General features: G+C 64.8%; 12 protein-coding genes. 5 read left to right on the top strand and 7 right to left on the bottom strand.

What is annotated here, in order from left to right; all coding sequences use genetic code 11:
- Positions 1-84: 84 nt before the first annotated feature.
- Entirely contained in the window at positions 85-840 is a 756-nt protein-coding gene (locus HLH25_RS11555; protein WP_182974211.1) for a maleate cis-trans isomerase family protein, read from the bottom strand.
- Positions 830-1999: an FAD-dependent oxidoreductase gene (locus HLH25_RS11550; protein WP_182974210.1), complete on the bottom strand. Its 1170-nt coding sequence runs from the start codon at positions 1997-1999 to the stop codon at positions 830-832. The genes HLH25_RS11555 and HLH25_RS11550 overlap by 11 nt, the downstream gene beginning before the upstream one ends.
- 144 nt (positions 2000-2143) lie before the next feature.
- Between HLH25_RS11550 and HLH25_RS11545 the strand changes: the two genes are divergently transcribed.
- The 3 genes from HLH25_RS11545 to HLH25_RS11535 are packed head-to-tail and all read left to right on the top strand — an operon-like array spanning position 2144 to position 5742.
- Positions 2144-3694 carry an aldehyde dehydrogenase gene (locus HLH25_RS11545; RefSeq protein WP_182974209.1) on the top strand — a complete coding sequence of 517 codons (1551 nt, stop codon included), beginning with the start codon at positions 2144-2146 and terminating at the stop codon, positions 3692-3694.
- A gap of 36 nt (positions 3695-3730) precedes the next feature.
- Entirely contained in the window at positions 3731-4453 is a 723-nt protein-coding gene (locus tag HLH25_RS11540) for an isochorismatase family protein (protein ID WP_182974208.1), read from the top strand.
- Positions 4453-5742 (top strand): aspartate aminotransferase family protein, encoded by a 1290-nt coding sequence (locus tag HLH25_RS11535; RefSeq protein WP_182974207.1) that lies wholly within the window; start codon positions 4453-4455, stop codon positions 5740-5742. Before HLH25_RS11540 ends, HLH25_RS11535 begins: the two co-directional genes overlap by 1 nt.
- A gap of 7 nt (positions 5743-5749) precedes the next feature.
- Here the strand turns inward: HLH25_RS11535 and HLH25_RS11530 are convergent, their stop codons facing one another.
- Positions 5750-8209 (bottom strand): TonB-dependent receptor, encoded by a 2460-nt coding sequence (locus tag HLH25_RS11530; protein WP_182974206.1) that lies wholly within the window; start codon positions 8207-8209, stop codon positions 5750-5752.
- A gap of 253 nt (positions 8210-8462) precedes the next feature.
- Here HLH25_RS11530 and HLH25_RS11525 point away from each other — a divergent pair, with 253 nt between their 5' ends.
- Complete coding sequence (locus HLH25_RS11525) at positions 8463-9503, top strand: sensor histidine kinase (RefSeq protein ID WP_182974205.1); 1041 nt, start codon at positions 8463-8465, stop codon at positions 9501-9503.
- Complete coding sequence (locus HLH25_RS11520) at positions 9500-10162, top strand: response regulator transcription factor (RefSeq protein ID WP_182974204.1); 663 nt, start codon at positions 9500-9502, stop codon at positions 10160-10162. Before HLH25_RS11525 ends, HLH25_RS11520 begins: the two co-directional genes overlap by 4 nt.
- Here HLH25_RS11520 and HLH25_RS11515 read toward each other — a convergent pair.
- From HLH25_RS11515 to HLH25_RS11500, 4 genes are all read right to left on the bottom strand, one after another.
- Positions 10144-11712, bottom strand: a complete 1569-nt coding sequence (locus HLH25_RS11515) for a globin-coupled sensor protein (protein WP_182974203.1) — start codon at positions 11710-11712, stop codon at positions 10144-10146. The two genes, HLH25_RS11520 and HLH25_RS11515, sit on opposite strands and share 19 nt — an antisense overlap.
- Before the next feature lie 135 nt (positions 11713-11847).
- The gene (locus tag HLH25_RS11510) at positions 11848-13551 is read right to left on the bottom strand and encodes a putative bifunctional diguanylate cyclase/phosphodiesterase (protein ID WP_246402056.1); all 1704 of its coding nucleotides are present in this window, start codon (positions 13549-13551) and stop codon (positions 11848-11850) included.
- 407 nt (positions 13552-13958) lie between these two features.
- Positions 13959-14195, bottom strand: coding sequence for a hypothetical protein (locus tag HLH25_RS11505; RefSeq protein ID WP_182974201.1), 237 nt, complete (start codon positions 14193-14195; stop codon positions 13959-13961).
- A 108-nt stretch (positions 14196-14303) separates the two neighbouring features.
- Positions 14304-17912: an ABC transporter permease/M1 family aminopeptidase gene (locus tag HLH25_RS11500; RefSeq protein ID WP_182974200.1), complete on the bottom strand. Its 3609-nt coding sequence runs from the start codon at positions 17910-17912 to the stop codon at positions 14304-14306.
- Positions 17913-17915 lie beyond the last annotated feature (3 nt).

The following is a 17915-nucleotide window of genomic DNA, read 5'->3' as shown; positions in this document are numbered from 1 at the left end:
CCCGCAATGAAGCACGGAACGACACGCGTGATCCATCCATCCTCCACGCCCACCGCCCCTCCGGGGGCAGGATGGCGGCCGCGGTCACGCCACCTCCGGCAGAACGGCCTCCAGCACCGGCGCGGACACGCGCACGCCGGCCGCCCGGCGCAGCCACCACGCGCAGGCGATGTTCGACGACAGGACCGGCACGCTCCCCGCCTGCCGCGCCGCCAGAATCGCCGGCAACGTCAGCAGGCCGGTCCCGCTGATGACGACCGCCTGCGCCTCGTCCGAAATGCCATCCAGCCCGCGCTGAACGTCCGCCGTACCCATCTCGTAGGCACGGAACGTTTCCGACAGGCTCACCACCTGCACCACGTCATGGCCGGCCGCCTCCCAATAGGCCACGGCCTGCGCCGTCAACGCCTTCTGGTAAGGCGAGACCAGGGCCAGCCGCCGCACGCCCAGCGCCCCCAGCAGGCAACCGATGGCGTGACTGGCCGTCGCCACCTTCATCGCCTCCGTCCCCAGACGCTCCGACAATGCCCGGTCCCCGTCCGGCAGCAGGCGATAGCTCGGCCCGGTCAGCCCCACCACCGCCGCATTCAGCGACAGCCCCGCCATCTGTCCCAGGGTCGGGGCATACAAGTCGATATAGCGCGCGTTACGCTCGTCCAGCGTGGTATCCGGCATCACCGGAAAGCGCGCGGCGTACAGCTTGCCGGCCGGCAGCAGAAGGCGCGCCAGTTCGGGCTCGACCGTCGGATTGGACGGCGGCACGAGAACACCCAGCCGCGGCATCCCCTCCAGATCGGTCAGCCCCGCGCGCTGCGCGGCAGCCAGTGTCTCAGATCGCATCGATATCCTCCCGGTCGATCATGTCGAGCATCGAGGTCTCGACGAGGAATGCCCGCGCCTCCCGCGGGTCGGCCGCGATCGCGCGCACGCGCTCGGCCCAGTGCGACAGGTCCCCCACGCTGCGGTCGGTCCGTTCCGCCAGCAGCGTGCTGCCTACCCTGTGCCGCCGTTCGGCTGCCGCCAGAACCGGCGCCACGTCGCCGCTCTCCAGCGCACGCAGGACCGCATTGGCAATCACGCACCCATCATGCATGCCGCAATTCATGTTCATCCCGCCGCGGGTATTCGTCACATGGGCCGCATCCCCGATCAGGACGGCACGACCCACCGCATAGCGCGAGGCAATGCGCCGCGATGCGCGATACAGGTCCCAGCCATCGACCGGCGGCGCCGCGATGGCCGCCGGCAGCACATCGCGCAGCACGGCTTCGACCCAGGCCCGATCACGCCGCGTCTCATCCAGCGCCGCGTCGGACGGACGCAGGATGACGCGCCAGCAATCATGCATTTCAAGCAGGCTGATCGAACGATTGCCGTCGAACAGATAGGTCACGCCGTCCAGACCCGGAATGAAATCGGCCATCGGCGCACGGGTGATCACACGCAGCACTTCGCCGGGATAGACCTTGCCATCGAAACCGATGCCCATCTGCTCGCGCAGGGCGCTGCCCGCCCCGTTGGCCACCAGCACGAAATCCGCTTCCAGCGCATGCTCGCGGCCATCATGCCAGAACCGCACGCAAGCGGCGCCATCCGCGCTCTCGACCGACAGCACGTCGGCACCGAACAGCAGGCGCACATGGGGCAGCCTCTCCAGCGCATCCAGCGCCGCCCGCGCGATTTCAGCCTGTTCGACATGCACGCGATACGGATGCTCGGTCAGGTCGGCAAGCATCTCGAACGGAAAGCGCGCGAACGGCCCCGCGACCGTACGGTACTGGGCGGCCCGCACCACGCGCGTCCGCCCGCGCACCGGTTCGAGCAGCCCCAGCCGGTCAAGGATATCAAGGGTCGGCGGATGGAATGTCGACGCCTTGGACGCGACATTGATCGTCTCCCGCTTTTCGAGAACGCAGACCGAAACGCCCGCGCGGGCCAGACGCAGCGCCGTGACGAGACCCACCGGTCCCGCGCCGCAGATGATGACCTTACCGTTCATCGAGCGGTGTTTCCTGTCATGGCGTCTCTTTTCATGCTCCATGGGTGCCGCAACCGAAACGATGTCGCTTGCGGTTCATGACTTAATGTCATACACATAATACATATGAAGTCAAACACCCCGAACGGAGCAGGAAAAACCAGCATGAGCGCGCTGCTTGTCGATGTCACTCCGACCGATTCCCGTCTGGCGCCCACCCCTCGCGCCGAGGATGGGTGCTTCGTCTACCGCCAGTATATCGACGGCGCGTTCGTCGATTCCGACGGCGAGGGCTGGATCGATTCCGACAACCCGGTCACGGGCACCGTCTGGGCGCGCGTGCCCGACGGCACCGCATCGGATGTCGACCGCGCGGTCCGCGCGGCCACGGCCGCCTTCACCACCGGCCCCTGGGCCACCATGCGGCCGACCGCGCGCGGCACCCTGCTGCGCCGGCTGGGCGACCTGATCGAACAGAACGCCGACTGGCTGGCCAGGGTCGAACTCCAGGACAACGGCAAGCTGATTGCCGAACTCTCCATGCAGATGCGCTACATGGCGCAATATTACTATTATTACGGCGGACTGGCGGACAAGGTCGGCGGCTCCGTGATTCCATCAGACAAGCCCGGCATCTTCAATTTCACGACATACGCACCCTGCGGCGTGGTCGCCTGCATCATGCCATGGAACTCGCCCCTGCCGCTGACCAGCCTCAAGCTGGCGCCGGCCCTGGCGGCGGGCGCGACGGTGGTCCTCAAGCCGTCCGAATTCACGTCGGCCTCGCTGCTGGAATTCGTCAAGCTTGTGGAACTGGCGGGCTTTCCGCCGGGCGTGGTCAATGTGGTCACCGGGCGCGGCGCCGTGACGGGCGACGCCCTGGTCTGCCATCCCGGCATCCAGCGCATCGCCGTCACCGGCGGTCCGGAAGCCGGCCGCATCATCGCCGAGAAGGCGGCACGACACATGAAGCGCGTGACGCTCGAACTGGGCGGCAAATCTCCCAATATCGTCTTCGCCGACGCGGATATGGACCAGGCGGTCAAGGGGGCGGTTGCGGGCATTTTCGCCGCCTCCGGCCAGACCTGCGTGGCAGGCTCGCGCCTGCTGCTGCAGGACAGCATCCACGATGCGTTTCTGGCACGCCTGGTCGATTTCATCCGCGATGTCCGTTTCGGCTCCCCCGCCGACCCGGCGACCCAGATCGCGCCCATCTCCACCCGGCCCCAGTTCGAGAAAATCCGTTCCTATGTCGCCATCGCGCAGCAGGACGGCGCGCGCCTGGTCGCCGGCGGCAAACCCCGCGCGGTTCCCGACTTCCCCAACGGACTGTTCTTCGAACCCACGATCTTTGCCGACGTAACCAACGACATGCGCATCGCGCGTGAGGAAGTCTTCGGCCCCGTCCTCAGCGTTCTGCGCTTTCGCGACGAGGAAGATGCAATTCGAATCGCGAACGATACCGAATTCGGCCTGGCGGCCGGCGTGTGGACCGAATCCCTGCGACGCGGCCTCCTGATGTCCGAACGATTGCGGGCGGGAACGGTGTGGGTGAACAATTACCGTTCCACCAGCACCACCTCGCCCTTCGGCGGCTTCGGCATGAGCGGCGTCGGACGCGAGGGCGGCATCGCAGGCATGATGGAATATCTCGAAACCAAGAGCGTGTGGATCTCCACCACCGCCGAAATCCCCAATCCTTTCGTGCGGCGCTGACGCGGCACGCATCGCAACGATCACGGAGTACCCGCCATGGATGAAAGACCACGCCTCTGGGACCGGTTCCTGACGGAACGGGACCGCCAGGTCTATGCCGCCTCGGGTTACGGCAAACGCGGGGGCTTCGGTTCTCGTCCAGCCCTGTTCATCATCGACGTGCAGTATAATTTCTGCGGCGATGGGCCGGAGGACATCCTGGACGGACTCAGGACCTATCGCACCCATTGCGGGCCGGAAGCGTGGGCGGCGGTGGCGCACATCGAACGCCTCCTGCTGCTGGCGCGCGAGAAGAACCTGCCGATCTTCTATACCGAAAGCGCGCGCCGCGCCGACCTGCGCGATTCCGGGGTCCAGGTTGGCAAGAATCATCGCGGGCACGAAAAAACGGTCATCGAGGGCACCCATGCCACGCGCGTCGTCGCCCCGCTGGCTCCCCGCCCCCAGGATTATCTGATCGGCAAGCGCAAGCCGTCCTGCTTCTTCGGCACGCTGTTCATGAGCCAGCTCAATTTCCTCGACGTCGATACGCTGATCCTGACCGGCTGCACGACATCGGGATGCCTGCGCGCCACGGCTGTCGATGCCTATTCCTACAATTTCAAGACCATCATCCCCGAAGAAACCGCCTTCGACCGGTTCGAGGCCAGCCACGCGATCAACCTGTTCGACCTCAACTGCAAATATGCCGACGTTATCCCCACCGATGAGGTCGCCGCTTACCTCAGCGCCTGCCCCGCGCGGGCGGAGACCCCCTGATGCCCGCCCCCGACTACACCCGTTCGCGCGCCTATCGCGCGGCCGCATGCGCGCACCTGCCCTTCGGCGTCTCCTCGACCCCGCGCGGACGGCAGACCCCGGTACCGGTCGTCATCGAGGACGCACAGGGCGTTCACCTGACCGACCTGGACGGCAACCGTTATATCGACTTCACCCTCGGCTACGGTCCGCTCCTGCTGGGCCATACCCCCGATTGCGTGCAGGCCGCGGTCTCGCGGGAAATGGCCCGTGGTCTGCGCACGGCCACCGTCCATCGGGGCGAGGCCGCGCTGGCGGACCTGCTGGCGGACTGCGTGCCCACGGCCGAACAGACGGCCTTCGTCACGACGGGCACCGAGGCCGTACAACTCGCCCTGCGCATCGCCCGTGCCGCCACAGGTCGGCTCAAGATCGCGAAATTCCGCGCCAACTATCACGGCTGGATCGACAACCTGCACATCGCCGGCGCACCGGACAATGACGGCCCCAGCACCATCGGCCAGGACCCGGCGGCCTCGGCGGACGTGGTGCTGTTCGATTGGGGCGACGCCGTACAGATGGCGTCGCTCGACAGCAGTTTCGCCGCCGTGATCCTGGAGCCGGCGGCCATCAATCCCGGCTGCTTCGCCCCGCCGCCGGGCTTTCTCGAAGCCGTGCGGATCGCCACGCGCGAACACGGCATCGTCCTGATCTTCGACGAGGTGATCACCGGTTTCCGCCTCGGACTCGGCGGCGCGCAGCAACGCTACGGCGTCCTGCCGGACCTGACGGTGCTGGGCAAGGTGCTGGGCGGCGGACTGCCGATCGGCGCGGTGGCGGGACGGCGCGACATCATGCACGACGTCGCAAGCGGGCGCCTGCTGCATCGCGGCACCTTCAACGGCAATCCGCTGTCCCTGGCCGCGGGCTTCGCGGCCGTGTCCCACCTTCGCATCCACGCCGAAACACTCTATCCGCGGCTGGATGCCATGGCCGCCGATCTGTGCGCTCACGTCAACACGCAGGCCGCACGGACGGGCATCCCAGCCTGCGCCCAGGCTGTCGGCTCCGCCGTGCAACTCTTTGTCGGAACGAAGGGGCTGACCTGTATCGGCGACCTGACCCAGGTGGACCGGGCGGCAACCGGCCGCCTGACCGACGCCCTGCTCCAACGCGGCATCTACACCCTGCCGCGCGGCCTGATGTATCTGGGCACGCCGCACGACGACGCCGACATGGCCACGACCCGACAAGCCCTGTCGGAAGCCCTGGAAACCCTGCGGACCCCGCCCACCCGGCAGGGTCCGTGACCCGTCGTCAGTAGGTCGCCGAAACGGCGAACAGGAACGCCCGGCCGGTCGCGGGCGTGATCCGGTCGCTGAACAGATTGGAATAGTTCAGGCGATTAGCCAGATTGTAGCCATTCATCTGCACCTTCCAATGTTTCAGGAAGCTGTGCGAGATCATGGCATCCCATTCCACGGTCGATGGCGCGCGCGCCGTATTGGCGGCATCCAGCCACACGCCCTGCCGCCAGGTCAGGCCACCGCCGAAGGTCACGTTCCACGGCGTGTTCGCTCCGGCGGTATAGGTGGTCCAGAAGGTCGCCGAGTTCTTCGGCGCATACTGGATACGCTTGCCCACATCCGCCGGCGTCAGCGACCCCACGGTCGTCGCGTCGTAATAGGCATAGGTCGCGATCACGTTCCAGTTCTTCAGGATCTCGCCGGACGCGCTGAGTTCGAACCCCTGGTTCCGCTGCCGGTCGCTCGACGCGCTCACATTCCCCGTCGAAGGGTCCGTCAGCAGCGAATTGCCCTTTTCCAGACGGAACGCCGAAACGGTAAAGCCCATCCGTCCGCGAAAGGCGTTATATTTCGCACCGACTTCATACAGGCTGCTGGTCTCGGGCTTGAACCCCTCGGTCGAGGCCTTCAGCGGCTCCGAACTGTTGGTCACATACAGCCCCAGCGGCGTCGTCGATTTCGCCCAGTTGAAATAGAGCATCGTATTGTCGTCGGGCGTGTACATCAGGTTGACGGTCGGGTTGTAGGTGTCCTGATTCTGCCCATAGGCGACACCGTTGCCCGCCGGCCCCTCATTGGCCGCATAATGGCTGTCCCAATGGTCCCAGCGGAACCCGGCCCGTGCCGAGAATTTCGGCGTGAACCAGATCTGGTCGGAGAAGAACGCCCCCACATCGGTCGCGGAACCGGTCTTGTACAGCGCCCGTCCCACTCCGCCGATATTCACCAGATCATAGCTGTACTGGCCCTGCCCGCCCAGCAGAAGATCCGGCACATTGTTCGTCGGATTGACCATGCTGGTCAGGTCCTTCCGCGTGCCGTTCTGCCCGTTATAGTTGAAGGCATAATTGATGCGCCGGTCATAGATATGCGCCACGTCCCACCCGGCGATGATCTGGTGCCGCAGGACGCCGGTATTGAATTTCGCGATGGTGGAAAAGACGTTCTGCACCGACCAGTCATTCTGCTGATAGGGCTCCGGCCCGCCCAGATGGCCGCGACGGTTCACCATCGCCGCCGACGGATCGGTAAAATACGCCGCGTTGCAGGTCGCATCGCACCCCGGCTGCGACGCCGAATAATAGCGTTCGTACATCCCCCCGCGCAGATCGTCATAAAACGAGATATGGCTGTTCATTTCATGCTTCAGATGCGCCGACAGCATGTCCACGTTCGTGGCATCCTGATCGTACTGCGTGCCATACCAGTTGTTCCGGTTCAGGCCGAACGCGGTCGCGGGCCGCGACACACTCGTCCCCGGCTTCTTCAGCAGCGGCACGCCGTAATCGGGAATCCGGTTGTCGGTCTGATGGAAATATTCCAACGTCAGCGTCGTCGGCCGGCCCAGTCCGAACGCGACCGACGGCGCGATGCCCCAGCGATGCGAATAGACGCTGGCGCGCCCCACCTCGTCGTTCTCGTTGCCCATGGCGGCAATCCGCACGGCGGTGGATGCGCCGACCTGCTGGTTCACATCCAGCGTGCCCCGATAATAATCGGCCGACCCGCCGCTGAACTGCCCGCCATAGCTGTTCCCCAGATGCGGCATCTTGGTCACCATGTTGATGGCGCCGCCCGTGGTCCCGTTGCCGAACACTTCCGACGACGGCCCCTTGATGACGGTCACATGGTCATAATCGAAACTGTCGCGGCTATAGACGCCGAAATCCCGCAACCCGTCTTCATAGATATCGTTCTGCGCCTGAAAGCCGCGGATCAGGAACTGGTCCCCGCTCATCCCGCCTTCCCCCTCGCCGACCGAGGCGGTAATGCCGGGCACGTTGCGCAGCGCCTCGTCCAGCGACTTCACGTTCTGCTGTTCCATCAGCAGTTTGGGCACGACATTGACGGTCTGGGCCGTGTGCATCACATCCTGCGGCATGCGGCTCAGGCCGATATCCTCATGCAGGATGTTCATACGGCTACCGACGACCGTCACATGCTCTTCCGCCGTGGCGCTCCGCCCCACCTGATCGAGCGGCTGGCCGTTCAGCGGCCGTGCCGGCACCACCCCGTCGGCACGCGGCGGCGCGGCCTCGGTCGCCTGATGGCCTTCCACCGGCGGCTGCCCGACAGGATGGGCGGCGGCATGCGCCTTGCGGCCGGCATGGCGATGATGCTTCGCATTCGCCGCCGTCTCGCCATCGGTACCGGCTTCGGCCGAACCGACATGCAATCCGGAGCAGAGAAGCGCAAATCCCGCCATCAGCGGCGCAGGATGAACACGGCGGCGGATCAGTGGACTGGACATTTCTCTCATTCTCGCAACCACGGTTAGGTGGTGCCTTAAAAACACAAATGAGAATCACTCACAATTGCATAGGTGCCATAAAAATCATAGACTTAGGTATAGGTTTCCAATTTCTTCCAGAAATGTTATGATACATCGTGACATTCCGTTTCACATAGAAAACCGCATGGATACGCCCCCCGGCACCAGACGCCGGCTGACCGGAAAGGCGTTTGAAAACGAGAGCGGCCGAGCCGAAGGACTCTCCTGAGCCATGGGGCGCTGGTACTGGCTCATCGCAGCCATCATGTCGGTCGTCATCTTCGCGATTACCCTGTTTCCCTCCCATAATGCGTTCGGCGTCCTGTATGTGCTGGTCGTCGTCCTGGTCGCCGACCGCTGCACGCCGCGCAGGCTGCACATCGTGGGCGGCGTGTGCGTCGCGCTGGAATGCACATCCTTCGCGATCCGCCATTACGGCGAACCCTTCGACGGCCAGTATGCCCACCTGGCACTGAGCCTCATCGCCACCATCGTCGTCACGATTCTGGCCGCCCGCAACCGGCAGGCCAGGGACGCGCTGGCCGAACAGGCCCGCCTGCTGGCCCATGCCGACCGCATCGCCACGCTGGGGCACCTGACGGCCTCGATCGCACACGAGGTCAACCAGCCCCTGTCGGCCATCGCCACCTTCGCGCAATCGGGCGGCCGATGGCTTCGCCGCGACCGGCCCGACCTCCCCGAGGCCCTCGCCTGTTTCGAACAGATCAAGGCCTGCAGCCGCCGCGCCGCCGCCATCATCAGCCGCGTCCGCGATCTCACGCGCAAGGCCCCGCTCGCCCATGCCCGGCTGGACCTCCTCGCCCTGATCGAAGACACGCTCCTGCTGCTGCGCTCCGAACTGGCCACACGCGGCATCGACGTGCGCCGCCATGCCGCACCGAATCTTCCGGCCATCATCGGCGACCGGATCGCCATCCAGCAGATCGTCATGAACGTGATGCTGAACGCCATCCAGACGCTTGAGACGATGACCGATCACCGGAGGCTCATCACCTTGACCCTGGCCGAAGACGAGGCGAAGCACCGGACGATCCGCCTGCAAATTCAGGATTCAGGGCCGGGATTCCTGCATCTCGATCCCGATCACCTCTTCGCGCCCTTCATCACCACCAGGGCATCGGGCATGGGCATGGGGCTGGCGATCTGCCGCACCATCGCCCTTTCCCATGGCGGCACGATCGAGGCCCGAAACGCCACCCCACGCGGCGCCGTCGTCACGGTACGGCTGCCGGTGCTGGAGATCACCCCATGACGCACGACACACCACCGCAACCGGCCGGCCATGTCATCGTGATCGACGATGACGCCGGCATACGCGCCTCGCTGGACAGCCTGCTGCGCTCGGCCGGCCACACCGTCACCACCCATGCCGACCCGCAAGAGTTTCTCCGCACCGCCCGTCCGGCCGGCCCCTGCTGCCTGATCCTCGATGTCAGGCTCGGCACGGTCGACGGCCTGGCATTCCAGGCCACACTCACCGAAGCCGGCCTTGGCATTCCCGTCATCATCATGACGGGCCACGGCGATATTCCCATGGCCGTCAGGGGCATGCGCGCGGGCGCGATCGACTTCCTCGCCAAGCCGCTGGACGACGAAGCCCTGCTCGCCGCCGTCTCCCGCGCGTTCGATCACTGGTCCGACACACAGGGCGACACGCCCTGCCCGGCGGACATCCGCCAACGCTACGACACCCTGTCCGATCGCGAGCGCCAGGTCATGGCGCTGGTCGTGGCCGGGCTGATGAACAAGCAGATCGCCGGCCACCTGTCCCTCAGCCTGCCGGCGATCAAGCTCCACCGCGCCCAGGTCATGCGGAAAATGGGCGCCCGCTCGCTGGCCGACCTGGTGCGCCTGGGCGAGATGCTCGCCGTCCGCGATCAGTCGGTCAGCCGTTACGCCACGCCCGCATAGCGGGCGCCGGGCCCCGCGAGCCGAACAGGCGCCTTCGCCGCACCGGTCGGCCGGGCAAGCCGGAACTCCGAAAGCTGGGCTTTCAGGGCAGCCGCCTGCTCCGCCATCGCCAAACTCGCGGCTGAAGTCTGTTCCGCCATCGCCGCGTTCTGGCGGGTGCCCTGATCGATCGTCGCCACGGCGCCATTGATGTCCCGCAACGCCGAGGCCTGCTCCCGCGCCGCGATAGCGATATCCCTCAGATGGCTGCCGATCTCGTTGACCCCGGCGATGATGCTGCCGATCGCGGCACTCGCCTCACCCATCGCGGTCACGCCGGTCGCCACCTGGACCCGCGCGGTATTCACCAGCCCCCTGACTTCCTTCGACGCCTCGGCGGCCCGGGTCGCCAGATCCCGGATCTCCTTCGCCAGGATCTTGAAGCTGTTCCCCGCCTCGCCGGCGCGCGCGGCCTCGATGGCGGTGTTCAGGGCCAGCAGGTTGGTGCGGGTGGCAATGCCGTCCATCACATCGGTAATCCGGGCGATGGCGTCAGAAGAGGCGGCGATATCGCCCATCGTGTTCTGCGCCCGCTCGATCATCTCGCCGAAGCGCCCGGTCGCCGCCTCGCACTGCACGACGAAATCCTCGGCATGAGCGACCCGCGTCGCCGTCTCGGACACAGTGGCGCTGACCTGCTCGACCGTCGCGGCGGTCCGCTCCACCGACGAAGCCTGGCGCTCGGTGCGGCCGGCCATGTCGTGGGCGGCGCTGCTGATCTCGGCGGCGGCGCGGTCGATCGCCTGGGTCGTGTCCAGCACCGCACCCAGCGTACCGTTCAGGGCGCCCATGGCACTATTGAGGTTCTCGCGCAGCGTCAGATAGGCAGCCGGCAGGTCGTCACGCACCTGCCCCGACAGGTCGCGCTCGGCGATCCGGCCGATCACGGCGCCGAAACTGCCCGCGACCAGATCCTGCTCCTTCCTGATGGCCTCTTCACGAGCCGCCTCACGGGCCAGTTCCTCCTGTTCCAGATAGACGGAAATCGTCAGGTCCATTTCAAGGAACACCACCTTGCACAGGCTGGCGATCGTATCCGCCATCTGCGCGGTCACCTGCGCGGATTGCCCCGGAAACAGCGATCGCCCCTGCTGGAAATGGTTGACGATGGCATGGACGAGATGATCGACGATAATAGCATAGCCGCCGATATACCAGGTCGGTTCCAGGCCGATGCGGGCATGGACAGTGCCGATCGCATGCACGCGGGCAGCATATTCGGCGCCCAGATCGGCAGCCGAAATACTCTTCCAGTGGTTCCGCTGTGCCCGCTTCGCGCGTTCGATCTCCTCTTCCGACGAGAAAAGATTGTGGATTTCTGGCACTTTCCGAATCCGGGCATAAAGCTGCTCAAGGGCTTCAGGCAGTTCACGTTCGATCACGGCCCCGACGCCGCGGATCGCGCGGTAATTCGCCTCCGTCATATCCATGAAGTTCTGGGTTCGCCGCAGCTTCTCGATAGCGGCTCCGTTCTGCCGGAGCGGCTTCTTTGCTTCAGAATGGGCACTCATGTGAATTTCGATCCTAATTATTGAAGGAAAGCACGCCCGCGCGGCCTTCTCCCTCCCAAACGAGAAATATTCCTGCTGCCCAGGAAGCCCGCTATCGCATGACGCCCCCATCCGGCATGTCGTCCCCTCGCCCCGTCACCGGACAACCAGTTCCGGATCGCAACGACGCACCCGTTCGATATCTTCCCCCACCGGCATGGGGCAACCATGAAGATAGCCCTGCACCTCGGCGCACCCTTCCCGGCGCACCAGGGCAAGCTGGTCTTCGGTCTCCACCCCTTCGGCCACGGTCCGTACGCCCAGGCGCTGGCCCAGGTCGGCAATAGCCCTGACCACAGCAGCACATTCCGGGCGCGCCAGGGCATCCCGGACGAAGGACCCGTCGATCTTGATCTTGTCGAACGGAAAAGCCCGCAGATGGGCCAGCGACGAATAACCGGTACCGAAATCGTCCAGCGAAATGCAGACCCCCATTTTACGCAGGGCCAGCAGGTCCTGGATACCGCCCTGCTCGTCGCCCAGCAGCGCCGTCTCGGTCACTTCGATGTCCAGCCGCTCCGCCGGCAGGCCGGACGCCGCGAGTGCGGCCGCAACGGCCGGCACCAGCGTTTCCCTGCCCAACTGGATGGCGGAGATGTTGACGGCGACATGCGCTCCATCCTCCCACTGCATGGCGCAGCGGCAGGCCCGATCCAGGACGAATTCACCCAACGGGTCGATCAGGCCGCACTGCTCGGCCACCGACACGAACTCGGCGGGCAAGACCCAGCCGCGTTCAGGATGGTACCAACGCACCAATGCCTCCCGCGCCGTGACGCACCCCGAATAGAGATCGATGATCGGCTGATAGAAAACGAACAAATCCTGCCGGGCCTGTAACGCGGCGTAGAGACTTTCCTCCAACCGCGTCCGCTCCTGGGCACGAAACTCCAGATGGCGTGAAAACTGCCTGGCGATCCCCTTGCCATCTTCCTTGGCCTTATAAAGCGCCATATCGGCCCGCGCCAGCAGGATCTCGGGGTCCACACCATGCTCCGGCACCAGTGCGATGCCGACCGAAGCCCCGATCTGGATTCTGTGGCCATGCTCCAGGTCGAAGGGCCGGCCCAGCGCCGCCGCGATCCGGTCGGCATGCAGCCCGACCGGCCGTTCCGCGTCATGGGGCGACAGGATCGCGAATTCATCGCCGCCCAGCCGCGTCAGCGTCACCGCCGGATCATCGCATAACGTCCTGAGCCGGTCGGCGACCTGCCGCAGCAGCGCATCGCCCACCTGGTGCCCCCGCGTGTCGTTGACCAGCTTGAAACCATCCAGATCGACATAGAGCAGCCCGAAGCACGCATCGGGCGTCGCCAGCCGTTCCTCCAGCGCCCTGCGGAACACGAGCCTGTTGGGCAGTCCGGTCAACGCGTCGTGATGCGCCAGATAGCCGATGCGCTTTTCCGCCTCGACCTCTTTCGTCACCAGCGCCCAGGTCAGCATGGGTGCGATATAGCGGCCCTCCCGGTCGTTGATGGCCGAAACCTTGAGGTCCAACACCTCGGTACCCAGACGGATGCGCGCACTGTGCGGCAGATTGCGCGGGTCGGACAATAGATGCCGCTGATAGGCGGGAGAGCGATGAAACACGTCGATCGACGTGCCGATCAGTTCATCGGCGCGGATCGGCAGCAGATGCTCGATCCGCCGGATCAGCGCAACGGACATGTTGTTGACATAGTCGATCAGCAGCGATTCCGGCTCCACCGTCATGACTGCCACCGGCATGTCGTCAAGCATGCGCAGAAGAAATTCGCGTCCCTTCGTCTTGAACCCGTCGACCAACGGCTCACGCCCCATGATTGAATAATTCAGATGATTTCTTTCAGGAACCGAGAAGGAAAGACCCGCCCCCGTCCCTTCGTCTGCCATCACCCGTCACGCGCGCCCCCCGGATCGCATGACGTCTCCATCGGCACAAAACGTCCGACCATTATCCGAAAACAAATAGGGACATGCTCACCGGATCGGCTATCCCCCCAAGGGAACCAATCAGGACACATGTACAACGGCCCCTCATGAAGCCGCATGAATGCCTACTTTTACATTACAAAATGTGCAAGATGTTTTAAATAACAAAACAAAGCATTCATTTGATCTATATCATTGACGACCTGCTTCCGCCAAATATCCACGTCGGCCTCACCCAGCATTCAGGTCTGGCCACAGCCATGGGCGGCACGGGCGGCCAATGCCGCGTATCGCCGTCACAGTCCTGTATTGGGCAAATCACGCCACGGAAATCCTCCGTCCGCCCGATGGCCTCCCGCGCTGCCTGCGGGATTCATCGCCCCGGCGATATGGCGCTGCCAAAAATACCGGGCATGGCACGCCGCCATGTCGCGTGCCACCCCGGCACCGGCGCTGACGCTGACGCCCGATGCCTTGTGGGCCTCGGCCGCCGGGAGATTGGCCGCGCCTCCCGCGAACCTGCCCGTCGCCACGCAGCGCCCGTCCCCCGTCAAACCAAGCCGGCCGGCTTCAATGTTCGAAACCCGGACGGAGGCAAATATGCCTCCCCCGGTATCGATCATCATCCGCATCTGCCGCCCTTACGGCCCCGCCACCGCCCTGACATTGTCATCGGGATTGCGATCGACCATTTCCACATAAGGATCGACACCCGCGAAGGAGGGCGCGCGATCCACCGTGAAATGCAGCGTGTTCTCGCCGGTCCTGATCGGCGCCCGCTGCATCAGCACGACGTTCTTCCGGTCGAAGGCCGCTTCACCCGGCATGGCGGTGAACAGGCCGATATCGACCGGCTCGTTCATCGGCGTTTCCGTCTCGTTGCCCTTGCCGTCGGCATAAAGCTTCTTCGCCGAAATCTTCAGTTCCACATCGAACCGGCCATCGGCCCGCTTCGTCGCGGTGCTGGAGACGGTGCGCAGATCATAGAGCGTGATCTTCTCGAACAGGTCGGTAATCAGTTGCTGCCCGGCGGCATCGCCCTCCTCCTTCTGTCCGGCCTGCGCACGGAAATCGCCGACCAGATCCAGCGAGCGCGGCCATGGCGCACCCTTGAAGCGGTAATCGGCCAGAAGCTGACGCAGCCCGGCATTCACCCGGTCCACCCCGAGCCGATCCTGAAGCAGGTACATCACGACCGATCCCTTGCGGTAATGGATGTATTGCTGGTTCTCGACCCGCTCAAGCGGCTCCTCCTCCAGCCGCTCCGTGCCGCGCGCACGCAGGTACCGGTCCAGCTCGTATTTCAGGAAGCGCCGAATCTTGTCCGGCCCATAGAGTTCGCGCATCGTCATCAACGCCGAATATTGCGCCAGCGTCTCCGAGAGCATGGTCGCCCCCTGCATGTCCGCGCCCACGACCTGATGCGCCCACCATTGGTGGCCCAGTTCATGCGCCGTCACATAGGTCACATAGTCGATATTGTCGGGGTTCGAGAGGTTGGCGATAAACCCGATCCCTTCCGAATACGGGATCGTCCCGGCAAAAGCCTGCGCGAAGGCGGAATAGGCCGGAAATTCCAGAATACGCGCATAATGGAACTGATACGGGCCGAAATTCGGCTCATAATATTTCAGCCCGGCCTTGAAGCCGTTCAGCATCCGGTCAACGTTCCACGGATGATGCGGGTCGTAATAGACCGTCAGATCCACCTTGCCGTTCGGCCCGTCATAGAGCGCATGCCGCTCGGCATAGCGCGCCGATTGCACGGCAAAGAAGTCGAGCACCGGCGCGGAGGTAACGAAATGCGCCGTACGCCGCCCGTCATGCGTCACGTCGGAAACGCGGTCGCCGGGCGCGATCGGCGTCTGGTCGGCATCGGTGGTCACCGTAATGTCCGCCGTCGTCCAACCTGCATGAATATAGTTCTGCGCCTGCGCCGACCGGTCCTCCAGCTTCGCCATGCGCAGTTCCGGCACCAGCCCGTATTTGCGGCGCTTGACGCGGTCCTGAAGCAGCCCGTCACGGGTCATGCCGATGGACGGCGCGAAATCGTCCTTGTTGACGAACGTGCCGTTCGGAAAGATGCCAAGACCGGTATCGGCCGAATTGGCAAAGCCGCGCTGTCCGCGCTCGGTGCGGAAATCCAGTCCGATGCTCTCCCCCGGCGCAAGCGGCCGGGCCAGCCGGTAGATGCGGTAATGGAATTTCGGATAATCGCGCTCCAGCGTCGCGCCGTCGATCTTCAGGTCGATCAGCTTCGTCTGGCGCGTTTCCATCCGCACATGCACATGATCGAGCGGAACCGCCTGATGGTTGGTCAGCACATAATGTCCGCTCACCGTCATCGCCGGGCCGTCGGGATGAATGTCGATAGCAAAGCGCAGCGCCGTCACATCGGGCTGCGGCACATGCTCGTACGCCAGCAGCGCCTTCTCGTAATCCGCCATGTAGCGGTCACGCTGGTTGGGTGTCCGATATTCGTTCCAGATATGGGTATTGACGAAGATGATGGCCCCCAGCCCCGCGAAACACACCAGCGCCGCACCGCCGATCGCCGCCGGCACCCCCCGGATGCGCGACGGCAGAGCCGCCAGCCGCGCCCGCAGCGGCATGGCCGCGCCACGCCGCCACAGCCCATGGCACAGCACGACAAGCACGATCGCGCAGCACGCCCAGTAAAGGTCGCTGACCACCAGCCCCTTCCAGAACGTGCCCACCCCGTTCATGTCGGAAAGCGGCATGCCCGGCGTGCGCCCGTAATTATAGAGGATATCGTCCAGCCCCAGCGTGCCGCCGATCAACCGCAGCACCATATAGAGGAACATCAGCCCCCAGCCGACGAATTTCTGCGGCGCGAGAACCTGGAGGAACACGGCCAGGATCGCGGTCAACAGCACCGAAACCGTGCCGGGCAGCACGAACCAGAGCAGATAATGCCCAAGCTCCAGATGCGTGTAGCCATGCGCAAGCTGATAGACCACACCGACCGCCACGCCCGCCAGCAGCGTCGTGAACAGCACGATGGCGATGGCCGGCACCTTGCTCAGGACAAAGATCCATCCGGGCAGCGGCGCGGCGCCGATCAGTTCATGCATCCTGCGGTCCTGCTCGCGCCAGACCACCTCGCCCGCATAGAACGCAGCCATGATGAACGGAATCAGCGTGAACGCGCCGACCAGATGCTGGATCATGACGCGCGTCACCGGCCAGACGGGCGTGCCATACATCTCGTCGAGATCGACCAGCCCACCCACCGTGTTCATAATGCCCAGCAGCAGCAGCACGATATAGGCCGGGCTGCGCAACACCTGCCGCACCTCGAAGCGCAGGCGCATGACATACTGCACGCGCCGCGCGCGCGCGTCGAAGCGCGGGCGCGGCAAGGCGCGGGGGTCGAACACCGGCGGCACCTCGGCAGGCCCCTCCGCCCGCCGACGCGCGAACCGTCCCTGCCGCCGCGTGAAGCTGAACAGACTGCCCGCAAGGGCCAGAAGCCCGACCGCGATGCCGCACCAGAGCACACGATTCCATAGCAGCATCGGCGTCAGGGGCGGCGCGAGCGTGTTGCGCTCCACCGCCGTCCAGTAGCGCGTCGCCAGATCGACCGCTCCGAAGCCGAACGGTTCGAGATAACCGAACGTTTCCTCAAGGCGCGGCAGCTTGCCGATCATGGTGCCGGCAATGGTCCAGACGACCATCAGCGACACCGCGACGATATACGACCCCATCATGGAGCGCGTCAGCGTCGCGGCCGCGAACATCATGGCGCTGATCAGGAACAGGTTCGGAATCGCAAGCAGCCCGTAAGCCTTGAGATTGGCCAGCCCATGGACCGGGCCGAGCGTGTCCGGGTCCACCCACGGCATGAACGACCCCAGGAACACACCCAGCGGCACCGCGAGAAACACGAGGCAGCAGGTCAAGAAGACGCCGAGGAACCGGCCGAAGATATAAGGCAGGCGCCGCAGCCGCGTGGCGTAGAGAATCTGGCCGAAGCCCGTTTCCTCGTCGCGGATCACGGCATTGGCCGCGATCGCCGCGCAGACGAACAGCGAGAAGACCGAGAACACCTGCTCCATCTGCGCAACGGCATAGGGCGCGTTCTTGTGCACATTGCCGCCGCTGCCGATCTGGATGACCGAAACGGTGGTGCAGAGAAAAGTCAGCGTCAGAAAGATCAGCGCGCAGACCCAGAAAGCCGGGCCGCGCATCTGGTAGCGGATCTCGAACCGCGCAATCCGTCCGAGCATGGA

The sequence above is a fragment of the Gluconacetobacter dulcium genome, assembly GCF_014174165.1.
Classification (GTDB): domain Bacteria; phylum Pseudomonadota; class Alphaproteobacteria; order Acetobacterales; family Acetobacteraceae; genus Gluconacetobacter; species Gluconacetobacter dulcium.
Note: the sequence above shows the minus strand (reverse complement) of the source record. Positions and strands in the feature narration are given on the sequence as shown.

Coding starts and splice junctions, on each gene's coding strand:
- HLH25_RS11555 (WP_182974211.1), bottom strand. CDS start 840: ATGCGATCTGAGACACTGGCTGCCGCGCAGCGCGCGGGGCTGACCGAT.
- HLH25_RS11550 (WP_182974210.1), bottom strand. CDS start 1,999: ATGAACGGTAAGGTCATCATCTGCGGCGCGGGACCGGTGGGTCTCGTC.
- HLH25_RS11545 (WP_182974209.1), top strand. CDS start 2,144: ATGAGCGCGCTGCTTGTCGATGTCACTCCGACCGATTCCCGTCTGGCG.
- HLH25_RS11540 (WP_182974208.1), top strand. CDS start 3,731: ATGGATGAAAGACCACGCCTCTGGGACCGGTTCCTGACGGAACGGGAC.
- HLH25_RS11535 (WP_182974207.1), top strand. CDS start 4,453: ATGCCCGCCCCCGACTACACCCGTTCGCGCGCCTATCGCGCGGCCGCA.
- HLH25_RS11530 (WP_182974206.1), bottom strand. CDS start 8,209: ATGTCCAGTCCACTGATCCGCCGCCGTGTTCATCCTGCGCCGCTGATG.
- HLH25_RS11525 (WP_182974205.1), top strand. CDS start 8,463: ATGGGGCGCTGGTACTGGCTCATCGCAGCCATCATGTCGGTCGTCATC.
- HLH25_RS11520 (WP_182974204.1), top strand. CDS start 9,500: ATGACGCACGACACACCACCGCAACCGGCCGGCCATGTCATCGTGATC.
- HLH25_RS11515 (WP_182974203.1), bottom strand. CDS start 11,712: ATGAGTGCCCATTCTGAAGCAAAGAAGCCGCTCCGGCAGAACGGAGCC.
- HLH25_RS11510 (WP_246402056.1), bottom strand. CDS start 13,551: ATGGGGCGTGAGCCGTTGGTCGACGGGTTCAAGACGAAGGGACGCGAA.
- HLH25_RS11500 (WP_182974200.1), bottom strand. CDS start 17,912: ATGCTCGGACGGATTGCGCGGTTCGAGATCCGCTACCAGATGCGCGGC.